Origin of the sequence: Pseudomonas sp. ML96 (assembly GCF_000761545.1) — a bacterium.
Taxonomy (GTDB): domain Bacteria; phylum Pseudomonadota; class Gammaproteobacteria; order Pseudomonadales; family Pseudomonadaceae; genus Aquipseudomonas.
The window spans coordinates 129,988-150,276 of sequence record NZ_JPMY01000003.1; the positions used below are offsets into that span (position 1 = coordinate 129,988).

20 protein-coding genes are annotated in these 20,289 nt (G+C 62.5%); 3 read left to right on the top strand and 17 right to left on the bottom strand.

What is annotated here, in order from left to right; genetic code table 11:
• Nucleotides 1-32: 32 nt before the first annotated feature.
• Nucleotides 33-494 (top strand): copper chaperone PCu(A)C, encoded by a 462-nt coding sequence (locus IP89_RS02315; RefSeq protein WP_043307347.1) that lies wholly within the window; start codon nucleotides 33-35, stop codon nucleotides 492-494.
• A gap of 14 nt (nucleotides 495-508) precedes the next feature.
• Here the strand turns inward: IP89_RS02315 and IP89_RS02320 are convergent, their stop codons facing one another.
• A complete protein-coding gene (locus IP89_RS02320) occupies nucleotides 509-1,132 on the bottom strand; it encodes a trimeric intracellular cation channel family protein (RefSeq protein WP_043307348.1) in 624 nt (207 codons plus the stop codon).
• A gap of 6 nt (nucleotides 1,133-1,138) precedes the next feature.
• Complete coding sequence (gene gorA / locus IP89_RS02325) at nucleotides 1,139-2,497, bottom strand: glutathione-disulfide reductase (protein WP_043307349.1); 1,359 nt, start codon at nucleotides 2,495-2,497, stop codon at nucleotides 1,139-1,141.
• A 98-nt stretch (nucleotides 2,498-2,595) separates the two neighbouring features.
• Here gorA and IP89_RS02330 point away from each other — a divergent pair, with 98 nt between their 5' ends.
• Nucleotides 2,596-3,018 (top strand): VOC family protein, encoded by a 423-nt coding sequence (locus IP89_RS02330; protein WP_043307350.1) that lies wholly within the window; start codon nucleotides 2,596-2,598, stop codon nucleotides 3,016-3,018.
• 59 nt (nucleotides 3,019-3,077) lie between these two features.
• Here the strand turns inward: IP89_RS02330 and galU are convergent, their stop codons facing one another.
• The 10 genes from galU to ppsA all read right to left on the bottom strand — a co-directional run bounded on the left by galU (nucleotide 3,078) and on the right by ppsA (nucleotide 12,341).
• A complete protein-coding gene (gene galU, locus IP89_RS02335) occupies nucleotides 3,078-3,917 on the bottom strand; it encodes a UTP--glucose-1-phosphate uridylyltransferase GalU (protein WP_043307351.1) in 840 nt (279 codons plus the stop codon).
• A 152-nt stretch (nucleotides 3,918-4,069) separates the two neighbouring features.
• Nucleotides 4,070-5,035, bottom strand: coding sequence for an OmpA family protein (locus tag IP89_RS02340; RefSeq protein ID WP_043307352.1), 966 nt, complete (start codon nucleotides 5,033-5,035; stop codon nucleotides 4,070-4,072).
• A 140-nt stretch (nucleotides 5,036-5,175) separates the two neighbouring features.
• Nucleotides 5,176-5,766, bottom strand: a complete 591-nt coding sequence (gene sigX, locus IP89_RS02345; protein WP_043307353.1) for an RNA polymerase sigma factor SigX — start codon at nucleotides 5,764-5,766, stop codon at nucleotides 5,176-5,178.
• An 88-nt stretch (nucleotides 5,767-5,854) separates the two neighbouring features.
• Complete coding sequence (locus IP89_RS02350; protein WP_043307354.1) at nucleotides 5,855-6,679, bottom strand: mechanosensitive ion channel domain-containing protein; 825 nt, start codon at nucleotides 6,677-6,679, stop codon at nucleotides 5,855-5,857.
• Between the two features lie 3 nt (nucleotides 6,680-6,682).
• Nucleotides 6,683-6,922: a hypothetical protein gene (locus tag IP89_RS02355; RefSeq protein ID WP_043307355.1), complete on the bottom strand. Its 240-nt coding sequence runs from the start codon at nucleotides 6,920-6,922 to the stop codon at nucleotides 6,683-6,685.
• Nucleotides 6,923-6,977: 55 nt separating this feature from the next.
• Nucleotides 6,978-7,958 (bottom strand): zinc transporter ZntB, encoded by a 981-nt coding sequence (locus IP89_RS02360; protein ID WP_043307356.1) that lies wholly within the window; start codon nucleotides 7,956-7,958, stop codon nucleotides 6,978-6,980.
• Between the two features lie 50 nt (nucleotides 7,959-8,008).
• Nucleotides 8,009-8,497, bottom strand: coding sequence for a ribonuclease E activity regulator RraA (gene rraA / locus IP89_RS02365; protein ID WP_043307357.1), 489 nt, complete (start codon nucleotides 8,495-8,497; stop codon nucleotides 8,009-8,011).
• A gap of 27 nt (nucleotides 8,498-8,524) precedes the next feature.
• Entirely contained in the window at nucleotides 8,525-8,824 is a 300-nt protein-coding gene (locus IP89_RS02370) for a Rieske 2Fe-2S domain-containing protein (protein ID WP_043307358.1), read from the bottom strand.
• Nucleotides 8,825-8,889: 65 nt separating this feature from the next.
• Entirely contained in the window at nucleotides 8,890-9,858 is a 969-nt protein-coding gene (locus tag IP89_RS02375) for an alpha/beta fold hydrolase (RefSeq protein WP_043307360.1), read from the bottom strand.
• A gap of 107 nt (nucleotides 9,859-9,965) precedes the next feature.
• Nucleotides 9,966-12,341 (bottom strand): phosphoenolpyruvate synthase, encoded by a 2,376-nt coding sequence (gene ppsA, locus IP89_RS02380; protein ID WP_043307361.1) that lies wholly within the window; start codon nucleotides 12,339-12,341, stop codon nucleotides 9,966-9,968.
• Nucleotides 12,342-12,496: 155 nt separating this feature from the next.
• On the opposite strand from ppsA, the gene IP89_RS02385 reads away from it, so the two are divergent.
• Nucleotides 12,497-13,315 (top strand): pyruvate, water dikinase regulatory protein, encoded by an 819-nt coding sequence (locus tag IP89_RS02385; RefSeq protein WP_043307362.1) that lies wholly within the window; start codon nucleotides 12,497-12,499, stop codon nucleotides 13,313-13,315.
• A 54-nt stretch (nucleotides 13,316-13,369) separates the two neighbouring features.
• Here IP89_RS02385 and prpF read toward each other — a convergent pair whose 3' ends face one another.
• From prpF to IP89_RS02410, 5 genes are all read right to left on the bottom strand, one after another.
• A complete protein-coding gene (prpF, locus tag IP89_RS02390; RefSeq protein WP_043307364.1) occupies nucleotides 13,370-14,557 on the bottom strand; it encodes a 2-methylaconitate cis-trans isomerase PrpF in 1,188 nt (395 codons plus the stop codon).
• Between the two features lie 92 nt (nucleotides 14,558-14,649).
• Complete coding sequence (gene acnD, locus IP89_RS02395; RefSeq protein ID WP_043307365.1) at nucleotides 14,650-17,259, bottom strand: Fe/S-dependent 2-methylisocitrate dehydratase AcnD; 2,610 nt, start codon at nucleotides 17,257-17,259, stop codon at nucleotides 14,650-14,652.
• A gap of 1 nt (nucleotide 17,260) precedes the next feature.
• Nucleotides 17,261-18,421 (bottom strand): 2-methylcitrate synthase, encoded by a 1,161-nt coding sequence (gene prpC, locus IP89_RS02400; RefSeq protein WP_043307366.1) that lies wholly within the window; start codon nucleotides 18,419-18,421, stop codon nucleotides 17,261-17,263.
• 153 nt (nucleotides 18,422-18,574) lie between these two features.
• Nucleotides 18,575-19,462: a methylisocitrate lyase gene (gene prpB, locus IP89_RS02405; protein ID WP_043307367.1), complete on the bottom strand. Its 888-nt coding sequence runs from the start codon at nucleotides 19,460-19,462 to the stop codon at nucleotides 18,575-18,577.
• Entirely contained in the window at nucleotides 19,459-20,181 is a 723-nt protein-coding gene (locus IP89_RS02410; protein ID WP_043307368.1) for a GntR family transcriptional regulator, read from the bottom strand. Before IP89_RS02410 ends, prpB begins: the two co-directional genes overlap by 4 nt.
• Nucleotides 20,182-20,289 lie beyond the last annotated feature (108 nt).

Below are 20,289 nucleotides of genomic sequence, written 5' to 3' on the forward strand. Positions count from 1 at the left end.
GGTGCATGCAGCATCCCACAAGAGACTCTCGCATGCGTCTGAAACTGGCTTCGCTTGCCTTGCTCACCCTGCTCAGCAACTCGGCCTTCGCCCATGAATATAGCGTTGGCGACCTGCATATCGACCATCCGTGGTCCCGCGCTCTGCCTCCCACCTCGCCAAACGGCGCCGCCTACTTCGTGGTGCACAACAAGGGCAGCGCAGGTGACCGCCTGCTCGGTGCCAGCACCCCGCGCGCGGCCAAGGCTGAGCTGCACACCCATGTGCATATGGGCGAGATGATGAAAATGCAGAAGGTCGACTCGGTCGGCGTTCCTGCAGGTGGCGAAGCTCGCTTCGAGCCCAGCGGCAACCACGTCATGCTGTTCGGTCTGACCCAGCCCCTGATGGCCGGCGAACGCTTCCCGCTGACGCTGGAGTTCGAGAAGGCCGGCAAGGTCGAGGTGGAAGTCGCCATCGAGGCCGAAGCCCCGCAAGGCGAACACAAGCACTGAGTGCCGATGGCCTGTCAGCTGCGGTCCAGCAAGTGGAACCGCGGCAATGACAGGCTCCAGCGGATCGCCGCCAGCCGGGTCAGCAGCACGGCGAGCATGGCGATCCCGGTGTCCAGCCAGTGCGGCGTCTGCAGCTCGCGCAGGACGATGAATACCAGCGCGCCGAAGATGCAGGCTGTGGCATAGATTTCCTTCTGGAAGATCAACGGGATCTCGTTGCAGATCACGTCACGCATCACCCCGCCGGCCACGCCGGTCATCACGCCCATGATCACCGCCGTGCTGTAAGGCACGTTGTGCTGCAGCGCGACCTCGGTACCGATCACCGTGAATACCGCCAGACCGAAGGCGTCGGCGATCAGCAGGCCGCGTTCGTGGATCGGCTGGGTCAGGCGCACCCAGGCCACGGTGCCGACCGCGGCAATGGACGCGACCAGGATGTAGGTGTCGTTGCGAATCCAGCTGACCGGATGGTTGTCGAGGATCAGGTCGCGCAGCGTCCCGCCGCCCAGGGCGGTGATCACGGCGATCACCAGCACGCCGAACAGGTCCATGGACTTGCGCCCGGCCATCAGTGCACCGGTGATGGCGAAAACGGCGACGCCGAACAGGTCGGCGAGGTAGAAGAGCTGCTGCATGATGTGTCAGCTGTTCACAGGCGTGCGCATGGTGACGAACTCTTCGGCCGCCGTCGGGTGGATGCCCAGCGTCTCGTCGAAGATGCGCTTGGTAGCGCCCGCCTTGAGCGCCACGGCCAGGCCCTGGACGATCTCCCCGGACTCCGGCCCGACCATGTGGCAACCCAGCACCTTGTCGGTCTTGGTGTCCACCACCAGCTTCATGAGGGTTCGTTCCTGGCTCTCGGTGAGGGTCAGTTTCATCGGCCGGAAACGGCTCTCGAACACCTGTACGTCATGCCCCTGCTCGCGCGCCTGTTCCTCGCTCAGCCCTACCGTAGCGATATTCGGCAAACTGAACACGGCGGTGGGGATCAGGTTGTAGTCCAGCGGGCGATACTCCTCCGGTTTGAACAGGCGACGCGCCACCGCCATGCCTTCGGCCAGCGCCACCGGCGTGAGCTGGACGCGGCCGATTACATCACCCAGCGCCAGGATCGATGGCTCGCTGGTTTCGAACTGCTCATTGACCGCGATGAAGCCCTTGTCGTTGAGCTTCACTCCGGTGGTTTCCAGGCCCAGGTTATCCAGCATCGGCCGGCGGCCGGTGGCGTAGAACACGCAGTCGGTTTCCAACTGGCGCCCATCCCTGAGCGTTGCCAGCAAGCTGCCATCGGCCTGGCGCTCAATGCTGGCGATATCGGTGTTGAACTGCAGGTCCAGCCCCTTCTTCTCCAGCTCCTCCTTTAGGTGTTTACGCACCGCACCATCGAAGCCGCGCAGGAACAGGTCCTTTCGGTAGAGCAGCGAGGTCTGCGCTCCCAGGCCATGGAAGATCGAGGCGAATTCGACGGCGATGTAGCCGCCGCCCACCACCAACACGCGCTTGGGCAATTGTTCGAGGAAGAACGCCTCGTTGGAAGTGATCGCCAGCTCCTTGCCGGGAATGTCCGGCACCTGCGGCCAGCCACCGGTGGCGATCAGGATGTGTTTGGCGCTGTGGCGTTGGCCGTTGATCTCAACCTCGTGCGGGCCCAGCAGCTTGGCGTGGCCCTCCAGCAAGGTCACGCCGCTATTCACCAGCAGATTGCGGTAGATGCCGTTGAGGCGCTGAATCTCGCGATTCTTGTTGGCGATCAAGGTCGGCCAGTCGAATGTCGGCTCGCCCGAGCTCCAGCCGAAACCGGAGGCCTGCTCGAAGTCCTCAGCGAAGTGGGCGCCATACACCAGAAACTTCTTCGGCACGCAGCCCACGTTAACGCAGGTGCCGCCCAGGTAACGGCTCTCGGCCACAGCCACCTTGGCACCAAAGCCGGCGGCGAAGCGGGCGGCGCGCACGCCACCGGAGCCGGCGCCAATTACGAACAGGTCGAATTCATAGGACATGGATGCTCTCCTCGCAGGCCCTACAGCATACCGGAGAGCCCAGCAGCCTGCGTGTATGCTGAAGGTAGACAGGCTCGACTGACGTCAGGAGGCAGCGCATGCGCCCTACCCTTACTCATATCGCCTTACATGTACCGGAACTGCAGCCCTGTGTGGATTTCTATCGGGAGTTCTGCGGCATGCAGGTGATTCACGAACGCGCCGGCAAGGGCTCGAAGATCGTCTGGATGGCCGAACCGGGCAAGGAGCACCAGTTCATCTTCGTGATCATGCCCGGCGGCACCGATCGCGACCTGGCCGCTGACGACTACAGCCATTTCGGCTTTGCCGTGGACAGCCGCGAAGCCGTCGATGCGATCGCCCAACGTGCGGCAACAGCCGGTTGTCTGGTGTGGGCATCACGCGACGAGCCTTATCCGGTCGGTTATTACTGCGGCCTGCGCGATCCGGCCGGCAACTACGTCGAGTTCAGCTATGGCCAACCACTGGGGCCAGGCTCTGAAGCAATGCCCATCCCCTGAGTCGAACCGCCTGAAACGACAAAGCCACCCGAAGGTGGCTTTGTTTAACGGAGTACCTGTCAGTAGGCTTTGCCGGTCTTGTACAAATTCTCGAAGCAGAAGTTGGTGGCGTCGATGTAGCCTTCGGCACCGCCGCAGTCGAAACGCTTGCCCTTGAACTTGTAGGCAATCACGCAGCCATCCTGGGCCTGCTTCATCAGCGCGTCGGTGATCTGGATCTCGCCACCTTTGCCCGGCTCGGTCTTCTCGATCAGATCGAAGATGTCCGGAGTCAGGATGTAGCGGCCGATGATCGCCAGGTTGGACGGTGCGTCTTCCGGCTTCGGCTTCTCGACCATGGTGTTCACGCGGTAGATGTCGTCGCGAATCATCTCGCCGGCGATCACACCGTACTTGGAAGTCTCGTCTTTCGGCACTTCCTGGATGGCCACGATGGAGCAGCGGAACTGGTTGTACAGCTTGACCATCTGCTGCAGGACGCCGTCGCCTTCGAGGTTGAAGCACAGGTCGTCAGCAAGAACCACAGCGAACGGCTCGTCACCGATCAGCGGGCGACCACTGAGGATGGCGTGGCCGAGGCCCTTCATCTCGACCTGGCGGGTGTAGGAGAAGCTGCACTCATCGATCAGGCGACGGATGCCGACCAGGTATTTTTCCTTGTCGGTGCCCTGGATCTGGTGCTCCAGCTCGTAGCTGATGTCGAAATGGTCTTCCAGGGCGCGCTTGCCGCGACCGGTAACCATGGCGATCTCGCTCAGGCCGGCCTCGAGAGCTTCCTCGACGCCATACTGGATCAGCGGCTTGTTGACGACCGGCAGCATCTCCTTGGGCATCGCCTTGGTGGCCGGAAGGAAGCGGGTGCCGTAGCCAGCAGCCGGGAACAGACATTTCTTGATCATGACAATCCTTGGTAGTGCAAGGGGCGGAATTGCCGCGCAGTCTAATCAGGCGGCATCGGCCTTACAATGGCTATTCGACGGATCTCGACTAGCAAAATGACAGGCACAAAAAACCCGGCCTAAGCCGGGTTTTCTGCAGAGCACAGGACCAATTACTTGGCCTGGGCTTCCACTTCAGCTTCAACGCGACGGTTAACCGCGCGGCCGGCTTCGGTGGCGTTGTCGGCAACCGGGCGGGATTCGCCGTAGCCAACGGAACCAACGCGGTCAGCGCCTACGCCGTACTGGTTGACCAGTACTTCACGAACGGCATTGGCACGACGCTCGGACAGCTTCTGGTTGTAGGCGTCGGTGCCGACGGAGTCGGTGTGGCCTTCAACGGTGGTGCTGGTCTGCGGGTACTGGTTCATGAAGTCAGCCAGGTTCTTGATGTCACCGTAGCTTTCTTCTTTGACCTTGGACTTGTCGAAGTCGAACTTCACGTCCAGCTCAACGCGTACGGTTTCAGCCGGCTCAGGAGTCGGGGCAACTTCGGCAACCGGCTCAGCTACTGGCTCGGCAACAACCGGGGCCGGCTTGGAGCCGCCACCGAAGTTCAGGCCGATACCGATGCTCGGCGCCCACTCGGTGTCGCCTTGGTCGATGTTGTACTGAGCTTCAACGCCAGCGCGGGCGTAGAAGTTCTCGGTGAAGTACAGCTTGGCACCGCCGCCCAGGTTGGCGAAGGTGGAACCGTTACGACCGCTACGGCCGTTCTGGCCGATGCTCTGGTCAGAGAAGCCAGCGGAAACGTACGGGCGAATGGTGTCGCCAGGAGCGTTGAAGTGGTACAGAGCATCCAGAGCGGTGTTGGAACCGCGGATGTTGCGACCGTCTTCGGCGCGAGCGTTGTGTACTTCGTCGTAACCCAGGCGCAGTTCAACGTCGTCGGTCAGGAAGTAACCGATGGAGCCGCCGAACAGGTTGCCATCGTTCTTGAAGTCGCGAGCTTCGTCGAAGTACTGCTTCTTAACGAAGCCTTCAACTTCTACGGCGCCTTGGCCTTGAGCCAGTACGTTCAGAGAAGTGGCAGCGACCAGCGAGCCGATGACCGCACCCAGAGTGTTTTTCAGTTTCATCCGTAAATCCCCATCTAAAGACGATTTTAGTTGCCTGGCAGAACTGCCCAGGAACAACTTGGCAGCGATTGTAACAAATCTACACACGGCAGTGTGTGCGAGATTTCTCGCGCACTGCGCGTAAGAGGCCGCTTGGCTTATTAAGTTTCAACAGAATTGCCAAATTTTTCGCGGAGTCGATCCAATGCGCGCTTGTAACGCATCTTGGTAGCACTCAGGCCCATGTGCATGATGTCGGCGATTTCCTGGAACTCCAGCTCGGCAACAAAACGCAATACCAGGATTTCCCGGTCTATCGGATTGACGTGTACCAACCAGCGATCGAGCCCGCCTTTCTCTTCAACCTTCGGAGCCTTCTCTTCGGAGGCCTCTTCCAGAGGATCAAGACTCAGAGCATCGAGCAGGCGGCGTTTTCGCCGCTCCTTGCGATACTGGGTAATGCACTCGTTATAAGTGATGCTATATAGCCAGGTCTTGAACTTGGACTTTCCCTCGAAGTTCTTCAGACCATAGAGAACTTTGAGCATCACTTCTTGGCAAACATCGTCGGCGTCGCGTTCATTTCCGAGATAACGGGCGCATACATTGAACAGAGTCCTTTGGTAGCGACGCATCAGTTCTTCGTACGCCCGGGTGACGTGAAACAGCTCGACGTGGGAGCGCTGCACCAGCTCTTCATCCGAGAGCTCGCGTGGGTCATAGCGCGCAGAAAGCGATTGGGCGTTGTTCAAAACGACTCGTGCCGACAGTCAGGTCAGATGGCAGCGCCAGCGCACAAAGGGGTGGCGCTGGACGCATACATTAGCAGGGATTGGCGGATCAGCGGCTGCTGACTCGCTGCTCGAGCAGGGTTCGATTGGCCACCGACACCAGCTCGCCATCCTCGGTGAGGAGAACGGTTTTCACGGTGCCAATTTCCTCGATCTGCCCTTCGACCTCACCGATCCTGACTTGTTGCCCGACCTGATAAAGCTCACGCACATAAATGCCGGCGAGGATCTGGCCGGCAATTTCCCGACTCCCCAGGCCCAGCGCCAGGGCTACAGCCAGACCAACCGAAATCAGCACGATGGCGATGACGTTGTTCAGCAGATCGGTCTTGACCTCAAGCTGGCCGATGGCAACCGAGATGCTGATGATGATCACCAGGCCCTGAGCGATACGGCCAAGGCCTGCCGAGTAGTCCAGGCCGACGCCTTCGGCAGCGCCACGTACCAGGCTGCTCACCAGTTGCGCCAGCAGCACGCCGACCAGCAGCACGAGTGCAGCGCCGAAAACCTTAGGCAGATATAGCGCCAGCACGTCGAGCGTGGCCGACAGACGCGGCAGCCCCAACGATTCGGCGGCGGACACCAGGAAAATCAGCAGCACGAACCAGTAGACGATTTTGCCGATCAGTGTCGAGACCGGGACCTGAATCCCTACCCGGCCGAGCAGCTTGGTCAGGCCCGTGCCGGTCATCAGACGGTCCAGGCCAAGTTTGGCCAGCAGCTTGGACAGCAGAGTGTCGAGCAGCTTGGCCACCACGAAACCGAGCAGCCCGAGAATCAGCGCCACGAACAGGTTCGGGATAAAGCCGGCGATCTTGCTCCAGAGAGTGGTCATGGCCGCAACCAGAGCTTGGGTCCAGGGATCGAGTTCCATATATCAATCAGCCTTGTCTGCATTTCGGGCGTTGGTCCGAGAAACCGGCATTACATGCGCGGATCCATTATTCAGCGCGATCATCAGCGCCTCGAGGCCACGGCCCATGAGGCTGAACAGATCGCCGACGCCGACCTGACGGTTCGCGGTCTTGAGTACGCGGCCGAGGGTCGCGTCATCGTCATGCTCTGCAGGCGACGACTTCAGCAGGTCGCGCAGAGACTCTTCAAAAGGATCGTACATGCGTACCTCGCACGGATTTGTTGCCTAGACGTGGCGATATTGCTGCAGGTCACATCTACAGCCAGCGCCAACGGCGGAACAACCACCACTGCAGCGCGCCGACACTGGCCAGAATCAGGCAGATCAGTAGAAAGCCATACTGACTGTCCGCACCAGGAATGCCGCCGACGTTGATACCGAGCAGGCCGGTGAGAAAACTCATGGGCAGGAAGAACACGGTGGTGACACCCAGCAGGTACATGGCCCGATTCATCTTCTCGTTCATCCGCCGGTGCTCGGACTCCAGCACCAGCCCTACCCGCTCGCGAACCATTTCCAGCTCTTCCAGGTAACGAGTCAGGCGGTTGTTCAGCTCGTTCCACTGGTTGGCGTCGCCGAAACCATTGCGCGTGAGCTGGCCGAATATGTCGCGCTGCGGCGCAAGAAAGCGGCGCAGACCGGCAGAGCGGCGGCGCACATGCAGCACCAGATCATGATCGGGCATGAAACGGTTGTCGCCATCGAGGCGCTCTTCCTGGCCTTCCAGCTGCACCGAAAGGTCCTCGATCAGCCCGTCGACCCGGTCCGTCATGTAAAGCGCCAGTTGCTGCACCAACTCGCCGCTGTCACGCGGGCCCTGGCCTTTTTCCAGCAGGGCGATGAGCTCCTCGGTGGCGCGCAGCGGGCGCAGGCGCAGGGAGATGACCCGACGGGCATCGGCAAAGATGCGTACCGAGACCATATCCTCGGGCTCGGCACCGGGGTTGAGATTGACTCCGCGCAGGAACAGCAGCAGCTCGTGCTCCGGCAGCGTCAGCAGACGTGGCCGGGTGTTCTCCTCCAGCAGCAGATCACAGCTGAATTCACTGAGGCCGCTCTGCTCGCGCAGCCAGGCATGGGTCTGCGGATGACCGCGATCCCAGTGCAACCAGAGGCTTTCCTGCTCGGCCAGGCTCAATCCTTCGAGCTGATCCCACTCCAGGCTGCGTGCGCCGCCAAGGCCATCGAGGACGAAGGCGTGCACCAGTCCCCAGTGCAGATTGTCTTTCTCGTACATCCCTGCTCCCACTGTTGCCGACAGGCCCACCTGCGTGAGCCTTGCGGGCCTTACTCAGGCATCTTCAGCGGCTCGGGGGAAACGATGATGCCGTTGTTGTCGGCATATACATAGTGGCCCGGCTTGAAGGTCACGCCGCCGAAGGTTACGACCACGTTGAGGTCGCCGATGTTGCGCTTGTCGGTCTTCATTGGGTGGCTGGCCAGCGCCTGCACGCCCAGGTCGGTCTGCGCCAGCACGTCAACGTCGCGCACGCAGCCATAGATCACCATGCCTTCCCAGCCGTTCTTCGCCGCTTTCTCGGCGATCATGTCGCCCAGCAGCGCACGGCGCAGGGAGCCGCCGCCATCCACTACCAGCACCTTGCCCTGGCCCGGCCGGTCGGCCTGGGATTTCACCAGCGAGTTGTCCTCATGGCACTTGACGGTAACGATCTCGCCGCCGAAGGAGTCGCGACCACCGAAGTTGGCGAACATCGGCTCGACCACTTGCACCAGTTCCGGGTAGGCGTCGCACAGGTCAGGGGTGACGTATTGCATGGGAAGACTCCTTTGAAGTTGAAACGCTCAGATATCGATACCAACACGATCGCCGTCGTAAGCCAGGCTGAACCGACTCAATGCCGCACACTGGGCATTCAGTGGCCGACCGCTATGCAGGTCGAACGCTATGCCGTGGCGTGCACAGCGCAGCACATGACCATCCAGCGTGGCGTTGTGCAGCGGTGCACCTTGGTGCGGGCAACGATTTTCCAGTAGCAGCGGCTGTTGCTCGACCACCAGCAGCAAAAGATCACGGCCTGCGACCTGAAAGGTGCGGCGGTAACCATCCTGCAGATTGATCAAACGCTCCAGCGCTACGAACATGACGAACCGTGACCGGACCGGCGAAATTCGTCACATCTTAGCCGCATGCCAGAGCGCTTGTAACCTCAATCCTGCTGCTTTTCCGCGGGCAGACTCAGTTCCTGCAGCCAGTGCTGGACCAGCGGCCAGACCTCGGTCTGCGCCTCCTTGCTGACCAGCATCTCGACATGGCCGAAGTCACTGGAATAGCCCTTCTCCTTGCCCAGCAGCAGGAAGCTGCGCGGCGCGGCAATGAACTGATCGAACAGCTTGCGGCAGGCCCAGGCCGGGTCCTGCAGGTCGCCAGCTGCGCTGACCACCAGCAGTGGCACCTGCACATCGGCCATGCCGGCCCACCAGTCGCGTTCGGAATCGCCGAAACGGCCGAACAGCCGATGCCAGCGCAGGCTTTCCAGGGCCAGGCCGATCGGCTCGTCCTCGGGGCCACGCTTGAAGCGGGCGCCGGAGATATGGTGGAAGCCCTTGAGCAACAGACGGCTGCCCCACTCCACCGGCGGCACTTTGAGTGGCCAGTAGACACGGCTGATCTGGGTGCCGAACAAGGCTACCGATGCCGCATCGTCAGCCTCCAGGTAGCCGCCACCTACTGCTGCAGCCAGGGTGGTGCCGCCGAGCGAGTGCCCCACCCAGTGCGGGGTCTGGCCGCTCTGCTCACGGACAAAGGCGGCAATGGCCGGCAGGTCGTAGCGGGCGTAGTCGGCGACGCTGTTGTACTTGTACGCCTGGTTGCGCGGCGAAAGACCGTGGCCGCGCATCTCGGCGATCCACACGTCGAAGCCGGCGCGAGCAAGATAAGGGCCCAGGCCGATACCGCGCGGCGAATACCAGAAACGCCGGTTGGAGAAGCTGCCGTGCAGCAGGATCACCGGCACGCCACGGTTTTCCTGATCGGCCAGGCCCAAGCGGGTCAGCGCCAGCTCGACGGAAAAGTCCGGAGAGTTGCCCGGTTTCAGGCGATAAACATCCTCGCTCAGATCGCCGCGTAACTCGGCGCTGGCCAGGGCAACGGGAAATAGCTCACTACTGCTTTGCATACTGCTTCTTGCACACAAGTTTGTCGGAAGCCCGAAGACTTCCAGCATGGATCACCGCTCACAAAAAAGGCGGGATCGCTCCCGCCCTCTCTGGGATTTCCAACCAATCAGCCCTGCGGCTGGCCCTCGGCGAGGAAGAACCAGGTATCCAGTACCGAGTCTGGGTTGAGCGACACGCTCTCGATACCCTGCTCCATCAGCCACTTGGCCAGGTCCGGATGGTCCGACGGGCCTTGGCCACAGATGCCGATGTACTTGCCGGCCTTGTTGCAGGCGGCAATGGCGTTGGCCAGCAGCTTCTTCACCGCCGGATTACGCTCGTCGAACAGATGCGCCACGATCCCGGAGTCACGGTCCAGGCCCAGGGTCAGCTGGGTCAGGTCGTTGGAGCCGATGGAGAAACCGTCGAAGAACTCGAGGAACTCATCGGCCAGCAGCGCGTTGGACGGCAGCTCGCACATCATGATGACCTTCAGGCCATCCTTGCCGCGCTCCAGACCATTGCTGGCGAGCAGCTCGACCACCTGCGACGCCTCGCCCAGGGTGCGTACGAACGGCACCATGATCTCGACGTTGGTCAGGCCCATCTCGTTGCGCACTTTCTTCAGCGCGCGGCATTCCAGCTCGAAGCAGTCGCGGAAGCTCTCGCTGATGTAGCGCGAGGCGCCACGGAAGCCGAGCATCGGGTTCTCTTCTTCCGGCTCGTACAGCTTGCCGCCGATCAGGTTGGCGTATTCGTTGGACTTGAAGTCCGACAGGCGCACGATGACCTTCTTCGGCCAGAAGGCAGCGGCCAGGGTACTGATGCCCTCGACCAGCTTCTCGACATAGAAGCCGACCGGATCGTCATAGCCGGCGATACGCTTCTCGACGCTGTCCTTGATCTCCGCCGGCAGGCTGGCGAAGTTCAGCAGGGCTTTCGGGTGCACGCCGATCATGCGGTTGATGATGAATTCCAGGCGGGCCAGGCCCACACCCTCGTTGGGCAGCTGGGCGAAGTCGAAGGCGCGGTCCGGGTTGCCGACGTTCATCATGATCTTGAACGGCAGGTCGGGCATGGCATCGACCGAGTTCTTGCGGATGTCGAAGCCCAGTTCACCCTCGAAGATGAAGCCGGTATCGCCCTCGGCGCAGGAAACGGTCACGCCCTGGCCGTCCTGCAGCACCTGGGTGGCGTTGCCGCAACCGACCACAGCTGGAATGCCCAGCTCACGAGCGATGATCGCCGCGTGGCAGGTACGACCGCCGCGGTTGGTGACGATGGCGCTGGCGCGCTTCATCACCGGCTCCCAGTCCGGATCGGTCATGTCGGAAACCAGTACGTCGCCCGGCTGTACCTTGTCCATCTCGGATACGTCGTGGATCACCCGCACCTTGCCGGCGCCAATGCGCTGGCCGATGGCACGGCCTTCCACCAGTACCTTGCCCTTCTCTTTCAGCAGGTAGCGCTCCATCACGGTAGCGCTGGCGCGACTTTTCACGGTTTCCGGACGGGCCTGCACGATGTACAGCTTGCCGTCGTCACCGTCCTTGGCCCACTCGATGTCCATCGGGCGGCCGTAGTGTTTCTCGATGATCAGCGCCTGCTTGGCCAGTTCGCTGACTTCGGCGTCAGTGATGCAGAAACGGGCACGTTCGGCGCGGTCGACGTCGACGGTCTTGACCGAGCGACCGGCCTTGGCTTCTTCGCCGTAGACCATCTTGATCGCCTTGCTGCCCAGGTTGCGACGCAGGATCGCCGGGCGACCGGCTTCCAGGGTCTGCTTGTGCACGTAGAACTCGTCAGGGTTCACCGCGCCCTGCACCACGGTCTCACCGAGGCCGTAGGCGCCGGTGATGAACACCACATCGCGGAAGCCGGACTCGGTATCCAGGGTGAACATCACGCCGGCGGTGCCGGTTTCCGAACGCACCATGCGCTGTACGCCGGCGGACAGGGCGACCAGCTTGTGGTCGAAGCCCTGGTGCACGCGGTAGGCGATGGCGCGGTCGTTGAAGAGGGAGGCGAAGACTTCCTTGGCCGCGCGGATCACGTTGTCCACGCCGCGGATATTGAGGAAGGTCTCCTGCTGGCCGGCGAAGGAGGCGTCCGGCAGGTCTTCGGCGGTGGCGGAAGAACGCACGGCCACGGCCATGTTGTCGTTGCCGGCGGACATCTCGGCGAAGGCCTTGCGGATCTCGGCATCGAGGCGGGTCGGGAACTCGGCGTCCATCACCCACTGGCGGATCTGCGCGCCGGTCTTGGCCAGGGCATTGACGTCGTCCACGTCCAGGGCATCGAGGGCGGCGTGGATGCGATCGTTCAGACCGCTCTGGTCGAGGAAGTCACGGTAGGCCTGGGCGGTAGTGGCGAAACCGCCGGGAACCGAGACGCCAGCACCGGCAAGGTTGCTGATCATCTCGCCGAGGGATGCGTTCTTGCCCCCTACATGCTCCACATCGTGGACGCCGAGCTTATCGAGGGAAACGACGTACTCTACCAAGGTGAACTCTCCACTGTACGTGGCAGAGCCGGTGCAGCGCCGCCGCAGCCTGGCTTTGCCTCAAGGAAATAAGTCACAATGCCGACCAATACGGGCCCGGCAAAGGGGGCCTATGATAGCCAAGAATCGTTCCTGACTTAAGGCCTCCGCCATCAATGAAACGAACCGCATTCTTCATTTCCGACGGCACTGGCATCACCGCGGAAACACTGGGGCAAAGCCTGTTGGCGCAATTCGAAGCCATCAGCTTCACCAAGCTCACCCGCCCCTACATAGACAGCGTCGAGAAAGCGCGGGCCATGGTACAGCAAATCAACCATGCTGCCGAGAAAGACGGGGCTCGCCCGATCATCTTCGACACCGTAGTCAACCATGAGATCCGTGACGTTCTGGCTCAGTCCGACGGTTTCATGATCGACATTTTTTCCACCTTTCTGGCCCCGCTCGAAGCAGAACTCAGCGAACACTCGTCCTACTCGGTCGGCAAATCCCACTCCATCGCCAGTAGCACCAACTACATGGAGCGGATCGAGGCGGTCAATTTCGCCCTGGACAACGACGACGGTGCCCGCACCCACTATTACGACAAGGCCGATTTGATTCTGATCGGTGTTTCTCGCTGCGGTAAGACGCCCACCTGTCTGTACATGGCCATGCAGTTCGGCATTCGTGCCGCCAACTACCCGCTGACCGAAGAAGACATGGAGCGCCTGCAGCTGCCGGCCGCCCTCAAGCCCTACAAGCACAAGCTATTCGGACTGACCATCGACCCCGACCGCCTCACCGCGATCCGCCACGAGCGCAAGCCCAACAGCCGCTATGCCAGCTACGCCCAGTGCGAATTCGAGGTGCGCGAAGTGGAAAACCTGCTGCGTCGCGAAAACATCAACTTCATCAACTCCACGCATTTCTCCGTCGAAGAGATCTCGGCCAAGATCCTGGTGGAGAAAGGCGTCGAGCGCCGGCTCAAGTAGCTTCAACCGCGCTACAACAAGGCCCGCTTGAATGCGGGCCTTGTGTTTTTGGCGTCAGAAGCTGTCACCAGGCACCCGCACCCAGCCTTCCATCAGAATCCGCGCGCTGCGACTCATGATCGCCTTGGTCACGGTCCATTGACCGTCGACCAACTTGGCCTGAGCGCCAACGCGCAAGGTGCCAGACGGATGACCGAAACGCACCGCTTCGCGCTCGCCGCCACCGGCCGCCAGGTTGACCAGGGTGCCGGGAATGGCCGCCGCCGTGCCGATGGCCACCGCGCAGGTGCCCATCATGGCGTGGTGCAGCTTGCCCATGGACAGCGCACGGACCAGCAGATCGACCTCGCTAGCAGACACCTCCTTGCCACTGGACGCCTTGTAGCTCTTGGGCTTGGACACGAAGGCGATCTTCGGCGTGTGCTGGCGGGTGGCCGCCTCCTCTGCCGTCTTGATCAGCCCCATGCGCAGGGCGCCGGCCACGCGAATCTGCTCGAAGCGCGCCAGTTGCTGCGGGTCGCCATTGATCGCCTCGCGCAGCTCGGTGCCCTGGTAACCGATGTCCTCGGCATTGACGAACACCGTGGGAATGCCAGCGGTGATCATGGTCGCCTTGAAGGTACCGACACCCGGCACTTCCAGCTCATCGACCAGGTTGCCGGTGGGGAACATCGAGCCGCCCTCCTCGCCGTCGTCGGACGGATCGAGGAACTCCAGCACGATCTCTGCCGCCGGGAAGGTCACGCCGTCTAGCTCGAAGTCGCCGGTTTCCTGGACCTGGCCATTGCTGACCGGCACGTGGGCGATGATGGTTTTCTGGATGTTGGCCTGCCAGATACGCACCACGCAGGTGCCGTTGTCCGCGATGCGCGCCGGATCGACCAGACCGGCATGCAGGGCGAAGGCGCCGGCGGCGGTCGACAGGTTGCCGCAGTTGCCACTCCAGTCGACGAAGGCCTTGTCGATCGAGACCTGGCCGTAGAGGTAGTCGACGTCGTGATCGGGCTGACTGCTCTTGGACAGGATCACGCACTTGGAGGTCGACGAGGTCGCGCCGCCCATGCCATCGATATGCGCGCCGTACGGATCGGGGCTGCCGATCACGCGCATGAACAGCTTGTCGCGGGCCGCGCCGGGTACCTGGCAACGCTCGGGCAGGTCCTGCAGGCGGAAGAACACGCCCTTGCTGGTACCGCCGCGAATGTAGGTGGCGGGGATCTTCACTTGAGGTACATGGGACATGAGTCAGGTCCTGGCCATTCGATGCAGGGTCGAGCTGACCCGGCCCTGCGAGAAGAGGTCCGCCCCGCCATTGGCGGAGCGGAGTCGTTACATCAGGCTACCGCGCCTTCCAGGAAGTCTTTGGCGAAGCGCTGCAGCACGCCACCAGCCTTGTACACACTGACGTCGGCAGCGGTGTCGAGGCGGCAGGTCACCGGCACTTCGACCACCTCGCCATTGCGGCGATTGACCACCAGGGTCAGGTCGCAGCGCGGCGAGACTTCGCCCTTGATGTCGTAGGTCTCGGTGCCGTCCAGACCCAGGGTCAGGCGGGTGGTGCCCGGCTTGAACTCCACCGGCAGCACGCCCATGCCCACCAGGTTAGTGCGATGGATGCGCTCGAAGCCTTCGGCAACGATCACTTCCACGCCTGCCAAGCGTACGCCCTTGGCCGCCCAGTCGCGGGACGAGCCCTGGCCGTAGTCGGCACCGGCGACGATGATCAGGTTCTGTTTGCGGTTCATGTAGGTTTCGATGGCCTCCCACATGCGCATGACCTGGCCTTGCGGCTCGACGCGGGCCAGCGAACCCTTCTTCACCGCACCATCGACCACGACCATCTCGTTGACCAGCTGCGGGTTGGCGAAGGTTGCGCGCTGGGCAGTCAGGTGGTCGCCGCGGTGGGTGGCGTAGGAGTTAAAGTCCTCCTCCGGCAGGCCCATCTTGTGCAGGTACTCGCCGGCCGCCGAGTCCATCAGGATGGCGTTGGATGGCGACAGATGATCTGTGGTGATGTTGTCCGGCAGGATTGCCAGCGGCAACATGCCCTTGAGCGTGCGCTCGCCAGCCAACGCGCCTTCCCAGTACGGCGGGCGGCGGATATAGGTGGACATCGGGCGCCAGTCGTACAGCGGGCTTTCCGCTTCCTGAACGCTGCCTAGATCGAACATCGGGATGTAGATCTGGCGGAACTGCTCCGGCTTGACGCTGGAGGCGACGATGGCGTCGATTTCCTCGTCGGACGGCCATAGGTCCTTGAGCGTAACCGGGTTGCCGTTCTTGTCGGTGCCCAGCACATCCTGTTCGATATCGAAGCGCACGGTACCGGCGATGGCGTAGGCGACTACCAGCGGCGGCGAAGCCAGGAAGGCCTGTTTGGCGTAGGGGTGGATGCGGCCGTCGAAGTTGCGGTTACCCGAAAGTACGGCGGTGGCGTACAGGTCGCGGTCGATGATCTCTTTCTGGATCACCGGGTCCAGCGCGCCGGACATGCCGTTACAGGTGGTGCAGGCGTAAGCGACGATGCCGAAGCCGAGCTTCTCCAGTTCCGGCAGCAGGCCGGCCTCCTCCAGGTACAGCTTGGCGACTTTCGAACCCGGAGCGAAGGAAGTCTTCACCCACGGCTTTCGCAGCAGGCCCAGGGCGTTAGCCTTCTTCGCCACCAGGCCGGCGGCGACCACGTTACGCGGGTTGGAGGTGTTGGTGCAGCTGGTGATGGCGGCAATGATCACTGCGCCATCGGGCATCAGGCCTTCGGCTTCCTCGGCCTTGCCGGACTGCAGCTTGGCTTCGTCGGCAATGCCACGCTCGGCCAGCGCCGAGGTCGGCAGGCGACGGTGCGGGTTGGACGGGCCGGCCATGTTGCGCACCACGCTGCCCAGATCGAAGCTCAGCACGCGCTCGTATTCGGCGGTCTTCAGCGCATCGCTCCACAGACCGAGGGTCTTCGCGTAGTTTTCCACCAGCGCCACTTGCTCAGGCTCGCGACCGGTGAGCTTGAGGTAGTCGATGGTCTGGCCGTCAATGTAGAACATCGAGGCGGTGGCGCCGTATTCCGGGCACATGTTGGAGATGGTCGCGCGGTCGCCGATGGACAGGCTGTCCGCCCCTTCGCCGAAGAACTCGACGTAGGCGCCGACCACACGCTCCTTGCGCAGGAACTCGGTGATCGCCAGCACGATGTCGGTGGCGGTGATACCGGGTTTGCGCTTGCCGGTCAGCTCCACGCCGACGATGTCGGGCAGGCGCATCATCGACGGGTGGCCGAGCATCACGGTCTCGGCTTCCAGGCCGCCGACGCCGATGGCGATCACACCCAAGGCGTCCACGTGCGGGGTGTGCGAATCGGTGCCGACGCAGGTGTCGGGGAACGCGATGCCGCCGCGCGCCTGGATCACCGGGCTCATTTTCTCCAGGTTGATCTGGTGCATGATGCCGTTGCCGGCCGGGATCACATCGACGTTCTTGAACGCGGTCTTGGTCCACTCGATGAAGTGGAAGCGATCCTCGTTGCGGCGATCCTCGATGGCGCGGTTCTTCTCGAACGCATCCGGATCGAAGCCAGGAGCTTCCACGGCCAGCGAGTGGTCGACGATCAGCTGGGTCGGCACCACCGGATTGACCTTGGACGGGTCGCCGCCTTGCTCGGCGATGGCGTCGCGCAAGCCGGCCAGGTCAACCAGTGCGGTCTGGCCGAGGATGTCGTGGCAAACCACGCGCGCCGGGTACCAGGGGAAGTCCAGGTCGCGCTTGCGGTAGATCAGCTGTTCCAGCGCGGGCGTCAGCAGCTCTGGCTCGCAGCGGCGCACCAGCTGCTCGGCCAGCACGCGCGAGGTGTAGGGCAATTTGGCCCAGGCGCCGGCCTGGATCGCCTCAACCGCCGCAGGGGCGTTGAAGTAGTCCAGATCGGTGCCGGCCAGGCGTTCACGGTAGTTGGTGTTCATTTTATTTACGGTCCTTGAGCGGCACAAACTTCAGGTCCTCGGGACCGGTGTAGTTGGCGCTCGGGCGAATGATCTTGCCGTCGATGCGCTGCTCGATGACGTGGGCGGACCAGCCAGCGGTGCGCGCGATGACGAACAGCGGGGTGAACATCGCGGTGGGCACGCCCATCATGTGGTAGCTCACGGCGCTGAACCAATCGAGGTTGGGGAACATCTTCTTGATATCCCACATGATGGCTTCCAGGCGCTCGGCGATGTCGTACATCTTGGTGTTGGACTGCTCATTGGACAGTTGCAGAGCGACTTCCTTGATCACCTTGTTGCGCGGGTCGGCCACGGTGTAGACCGGATGACCGAAGCCGATCACCACTTCCTTCTTCTCGACACGAGCACGGATATCGGCCTCAGCCTCGTCCGGGTTGTCGTAGCGTTTCTGGATCTCGAAGGCCACCTCGTTGGCGCCGCCATGTTTCGGCCCGCGCAGCGCGCCAATGGCGCCGGCGATGCAGCTGAAGATGTCCGAACCGGTACCGGCGATCACCCGGGAGGTGAAGGTCGAGGCGTTGAATTCGTGCTCGGCGTACAGGTTGAGCGAGGTGTGCATGGCACGCACCCAGGACTCACGCGGCTTCTCGCCATGCAGCAGGTGCAGGAAGTGGCCACCGATGGAGTCGTCGTCGGTCTCGACATCGATGCGCTTGCCGTTGTGGCTGAAGTGGTACCAGTACAGCAGCGCGGAGCCCAGCGAAGCCATCAGCTTGTCGGCGATATCGCGGGCGCCCGGGTGGTTGTGGTCGTCCTTCTCCGGCGACAGGCAGCCGAGCACGGACACGGCGGTGCGCATCACGTCCATCGGGTGGGCCGACGGCGGCAGGGTTTCCAGGGCGGCCTTCACGCCAGCCGGCAGGCCGCGCAGGGCTTTCAGTTTGGCCTTGTAGCCGCCCAGTTCGGCGACGTTGGGCAGCTTGCCGTGGACCAGCAGGTGGGCGATCTCTTCGAATTCGCAGCGATTGGCGAAATCCAGAACGTCATAGCCACGATAGTGCAGGTCGTTGCCGGTGCGGCCGACAGTGCACAGGGCGGTGTTGCCGGCGGCGGTGCCACTCAGGGCCACGGACTTCTTCGGTTTGAAGCCGGTGGTGGTTTCTGCGGTAGCGCTCATCGCGTGTCTCCTCATCAAATCCGGTTGCTTGTTCTTGTTACGCAGGCCTTGAGGCCTGTCGTTCGGTTCGAATGCGGTCGGCAGATACAGCATCTGCCGAGGGCGCCAACGGCGTATGACAGCGATACGTCACTCGCCGGGCAGGGCTGACGGTTACTTCTTGCCGGCAGCGAACAGCGCGTCGAGCTTCTGCTCGAAGGCGTGGTAGCCGATGCGGTCGTACAGCTCGGCACGGGTCTGCATCAGCTCGATCACATCCTTCTGGTGGCCGTTCTGGCGGATCGAGGTGTAGACACTTTCCGCAGCCTTGTTGGCGGCGCGGAAGGCCGACAGCGGGTAGAGCTGAATGGCCACACCGACCGAGGCCAGCTCGTCACGGGTGAACAGCGGGGTCGCGCCGAACTCGGTGATGTTGGCCAGCACCGGCACATTCAGCGCATCGACGAAGCGCTTGTAGGTCGGCAGGTCATAGGCGGCCTCGGCGAAGATGCCATCGGCACCCGCCTCCACGTAGCGCTGGCAGCGCTCGATGGCGGCGTCCACGCCCTCGGCCTGGATGGCGTCGGTGCGGGCAATCAGGAAGAAGTTCGGGTCGGTCTTGGCATCAGCGGCGGCGCGCACGCGGTCGACCATCTCCTCGCAGGAGACGATTTCCTTGCCCGGGCGATGACCGCAACGCTTGGCGCCAACCTGATCCTCGATGTGGGCGGCAGCGGCGCCGGCCTTGATCAGGTTCTTGATGGTGCGTTCGATGTTGAAGGCGCTGGGACCGAAGCCGGTGTCGATATCCACCAGCAGCGGCAGATCGCAGACGTCGGTGATGCGGCGCACGTCGGTGAGCACGTCATCCAGGGTGTTGATGCCCAGGTCCGGCAGACCCAGAGAGCCCGCAGCGACACCGCCACCCGACAGGTAGATGGCCTGGAAGCCGGCACGCTTGGCCAGCAGCGCGTGGTTGGCGTTGATCGCGCCGATCACCTGCAGCGGTTGCTCGGCGGCGATGGCATCGCGAAAGCGCTGGCCGGGGGTTCTTACACTCATGACTCACCTCGTGTTTTGGACGGGTTGGCGAGCGCTTCCTGGTAGTGGCGCTCGATATTGCGCTTGGAGGCACCGATGTGACGGCGCATCAGCAGTTCGGCCAGTTCGCCGTCACGGTCGGCGATGGCATCGAGAATGCGGTGGTGTTCGGCAAAGGCCTGGTGCGGGCGATTCGGCGTCGTGGAGAACTGCAGGCGATACATGCGCACCAGCTGGTACAACTCGCCGCAGAGCATCTGTGTCAGCGTGCGGTTGCCGCTGCCCTGGATGATTCGGTAGTGGAAGTCGAAGTCGCCTTCCTGCTGGTAGTAGCCGACGCCGGCCTTGAACGCGGCGTCCTGCTCGTGCAGTTCCAGCACGCGGCGCAGCTCATCGATTTCAGCCTGGCTCATGCGTTCGGCGGCCAGCCGGCAGGCCATGCCCTCCAGCGACTCCCGAATCTCGTACAGCTCGATCAGCTCGGCATGGCTGAGCGACACCACGCGAGCGCCGACATGCGGTACGCGCACCAGCAGCCGCTGCCCCTCCAGGCGGTGAATCGCCTCGCGCAGCGGGCCACGACTGATGCCGTAGGTGCGCGCCAGCTCGGGCTCGGAAATCTTGCTACCAGGCGGAATCTCGCCCTGCACGATGGCCGCCTGGATACGGCGGAACACGTTCTCGGCAAGGGTCCCCGAGTCGGCCTGATCGCTATCTGATATATCGAGAGCATCTAGCATTATTGTCGACACAATGTGCTTTTGTTGCGGCAAAACTATGCCTGAAGCGCATCGCTGTCAACGCCATAAATCATGATTGTCGACAATCCGTCAGGCGAGAGAAAAGCT

What these genes read in the sequence shown, in the direction of transcription:
- IP89_RS02315 (WP_043307347.1), top strand. Translation starts at nt 33, where the DNA reads ATGCGTCTGAAACTGGCTTCGCTTGCCTTGCTCACCCTGCTCAGCAAC.
- IP89_RS02320 (WP_043307348.1), bottom strand. Translation starts at nt 1,132, where the DNA reads ATGCAGCAGCTCTTCTACCTCGCCGACCTGTTCGGCGTCGCCGTTTTC.
- gorA (WP_043307349.1), bottom strand. Translation starts at nt 2,497, where the DNA reads ATGTCCTATGAATTCGACCTGTTCGTAATTGGCGCCGGCTCCGGTGGC.
- IP89_RS02330 (WP_043307350.1), top strand. Translation starts at nt 2,596, where the DNA reads ATGCGCCCTACCCTTACTCATATCGCCTTACATGTACCGGAACTGCAG.
- galU (WP_043307351.1), bottom strand. Translation starts at nt 3,917, where the DNA reads ATGATCAAGAAATGTCTGTTCCCGGCTGCTGGCTACGGCACCCGCTTC.
- IP89_RS02340 (WP_043307352.1), bottom strand. Translation starts at nt 5,035, where the DNA reads ATGAAACTGAAAAACACTCTGGGTGCGGTCATCGGCTCGCTGGTCGCT.
- IP89_RS02350 (WP_043307354.1), bottom strand. Translation starts at nt 6,679, where the DNA reads ATGGAACTCGATCCCTGGACCCAAGCTCTGGTTGCGGCCATGACCACT.
- IP89_RS02355 (WP_043307355.1), bottom strand. Translation starts at nt 6,922, where the DNA reads ATGTACGATCCTTTTGAAGAGTCTCTGCGCGACCTGCTGAAGTCGTCG.
- IP89_RS02360 (WP_043307356.1), bottom strand. Translation starts at nt 7,958, where the DNA reads ATGTACGAGAAAGACAATCTGCACTGGGGACTGGTGCACGCCTTCGTC.
- rraA (WP_043307357.1), bottom strand. Translation starts at nt 8,497, where the DNA reads ATGCAATACGTCACCCCTGACCTGTGCGACGCCTACCCGGAACTGGTG.
- IP89_RS02370 (WP_043307358.1), bottom strand. Translation starts at nt 8,824, where the DNA reads ATGTTCGTAGCGCTGGAGCGTTTGATCAATCTGCAGGATGGTTACCGC.
- IP89_RS02375 (WP_043307360.1), bottom strand. Translation starts at nt 9,858, where the DNA reads ATGCAAAGCAGTAGTGAGCTATTTCCCGTTGCCCTGGCCAGCGCCGAG.
- IP89_RS02385 (WP_043307362.1), top strand. Translation starts at nt 12,497, where the DNA reads ATGAAACGAACCGCATTCTTCATTTCCGACGGCACTGGCATCACCGCG.
- prpF (WP_043307364.1), bottom strand. Translation starts at nt 14,557, where the DNA reads ATGTCCCATGTACCTCAAGTGAAGATCCCCGCCACCTACATTCGCGGC.
- acnD (WP_043307365.1), bottom strand. Translation starts at nt 17,259, where the DNA reads ATGAACACCAACTACCGTGAACGCCTGGCCGGCACCGATCTGGACTAC.
- prpC (WP_043307366.1), bottom strand. Translation starts at nt 18,421, where the DNA reads ATGAGCGCTACCGCAGAAACCACCACCGGCTTCAAACCGAAGAAGTCC.
- prpB (WP_043307367.1), bottom strand. Translation starts at nt 19,462, where the DNA reads ATGAGTGTAAGAACCCCCGGCCAGCGCTTTCGCGATGCCATCGCCGCC.
- IP89_RS02410 (WP_043307368.1), bottom strand. Translation starts at nt 20,181, where the DNA reads ATGCTAGATGCTCTCGATATATCAGATAGCGATCAGGCCGACTCGGGG.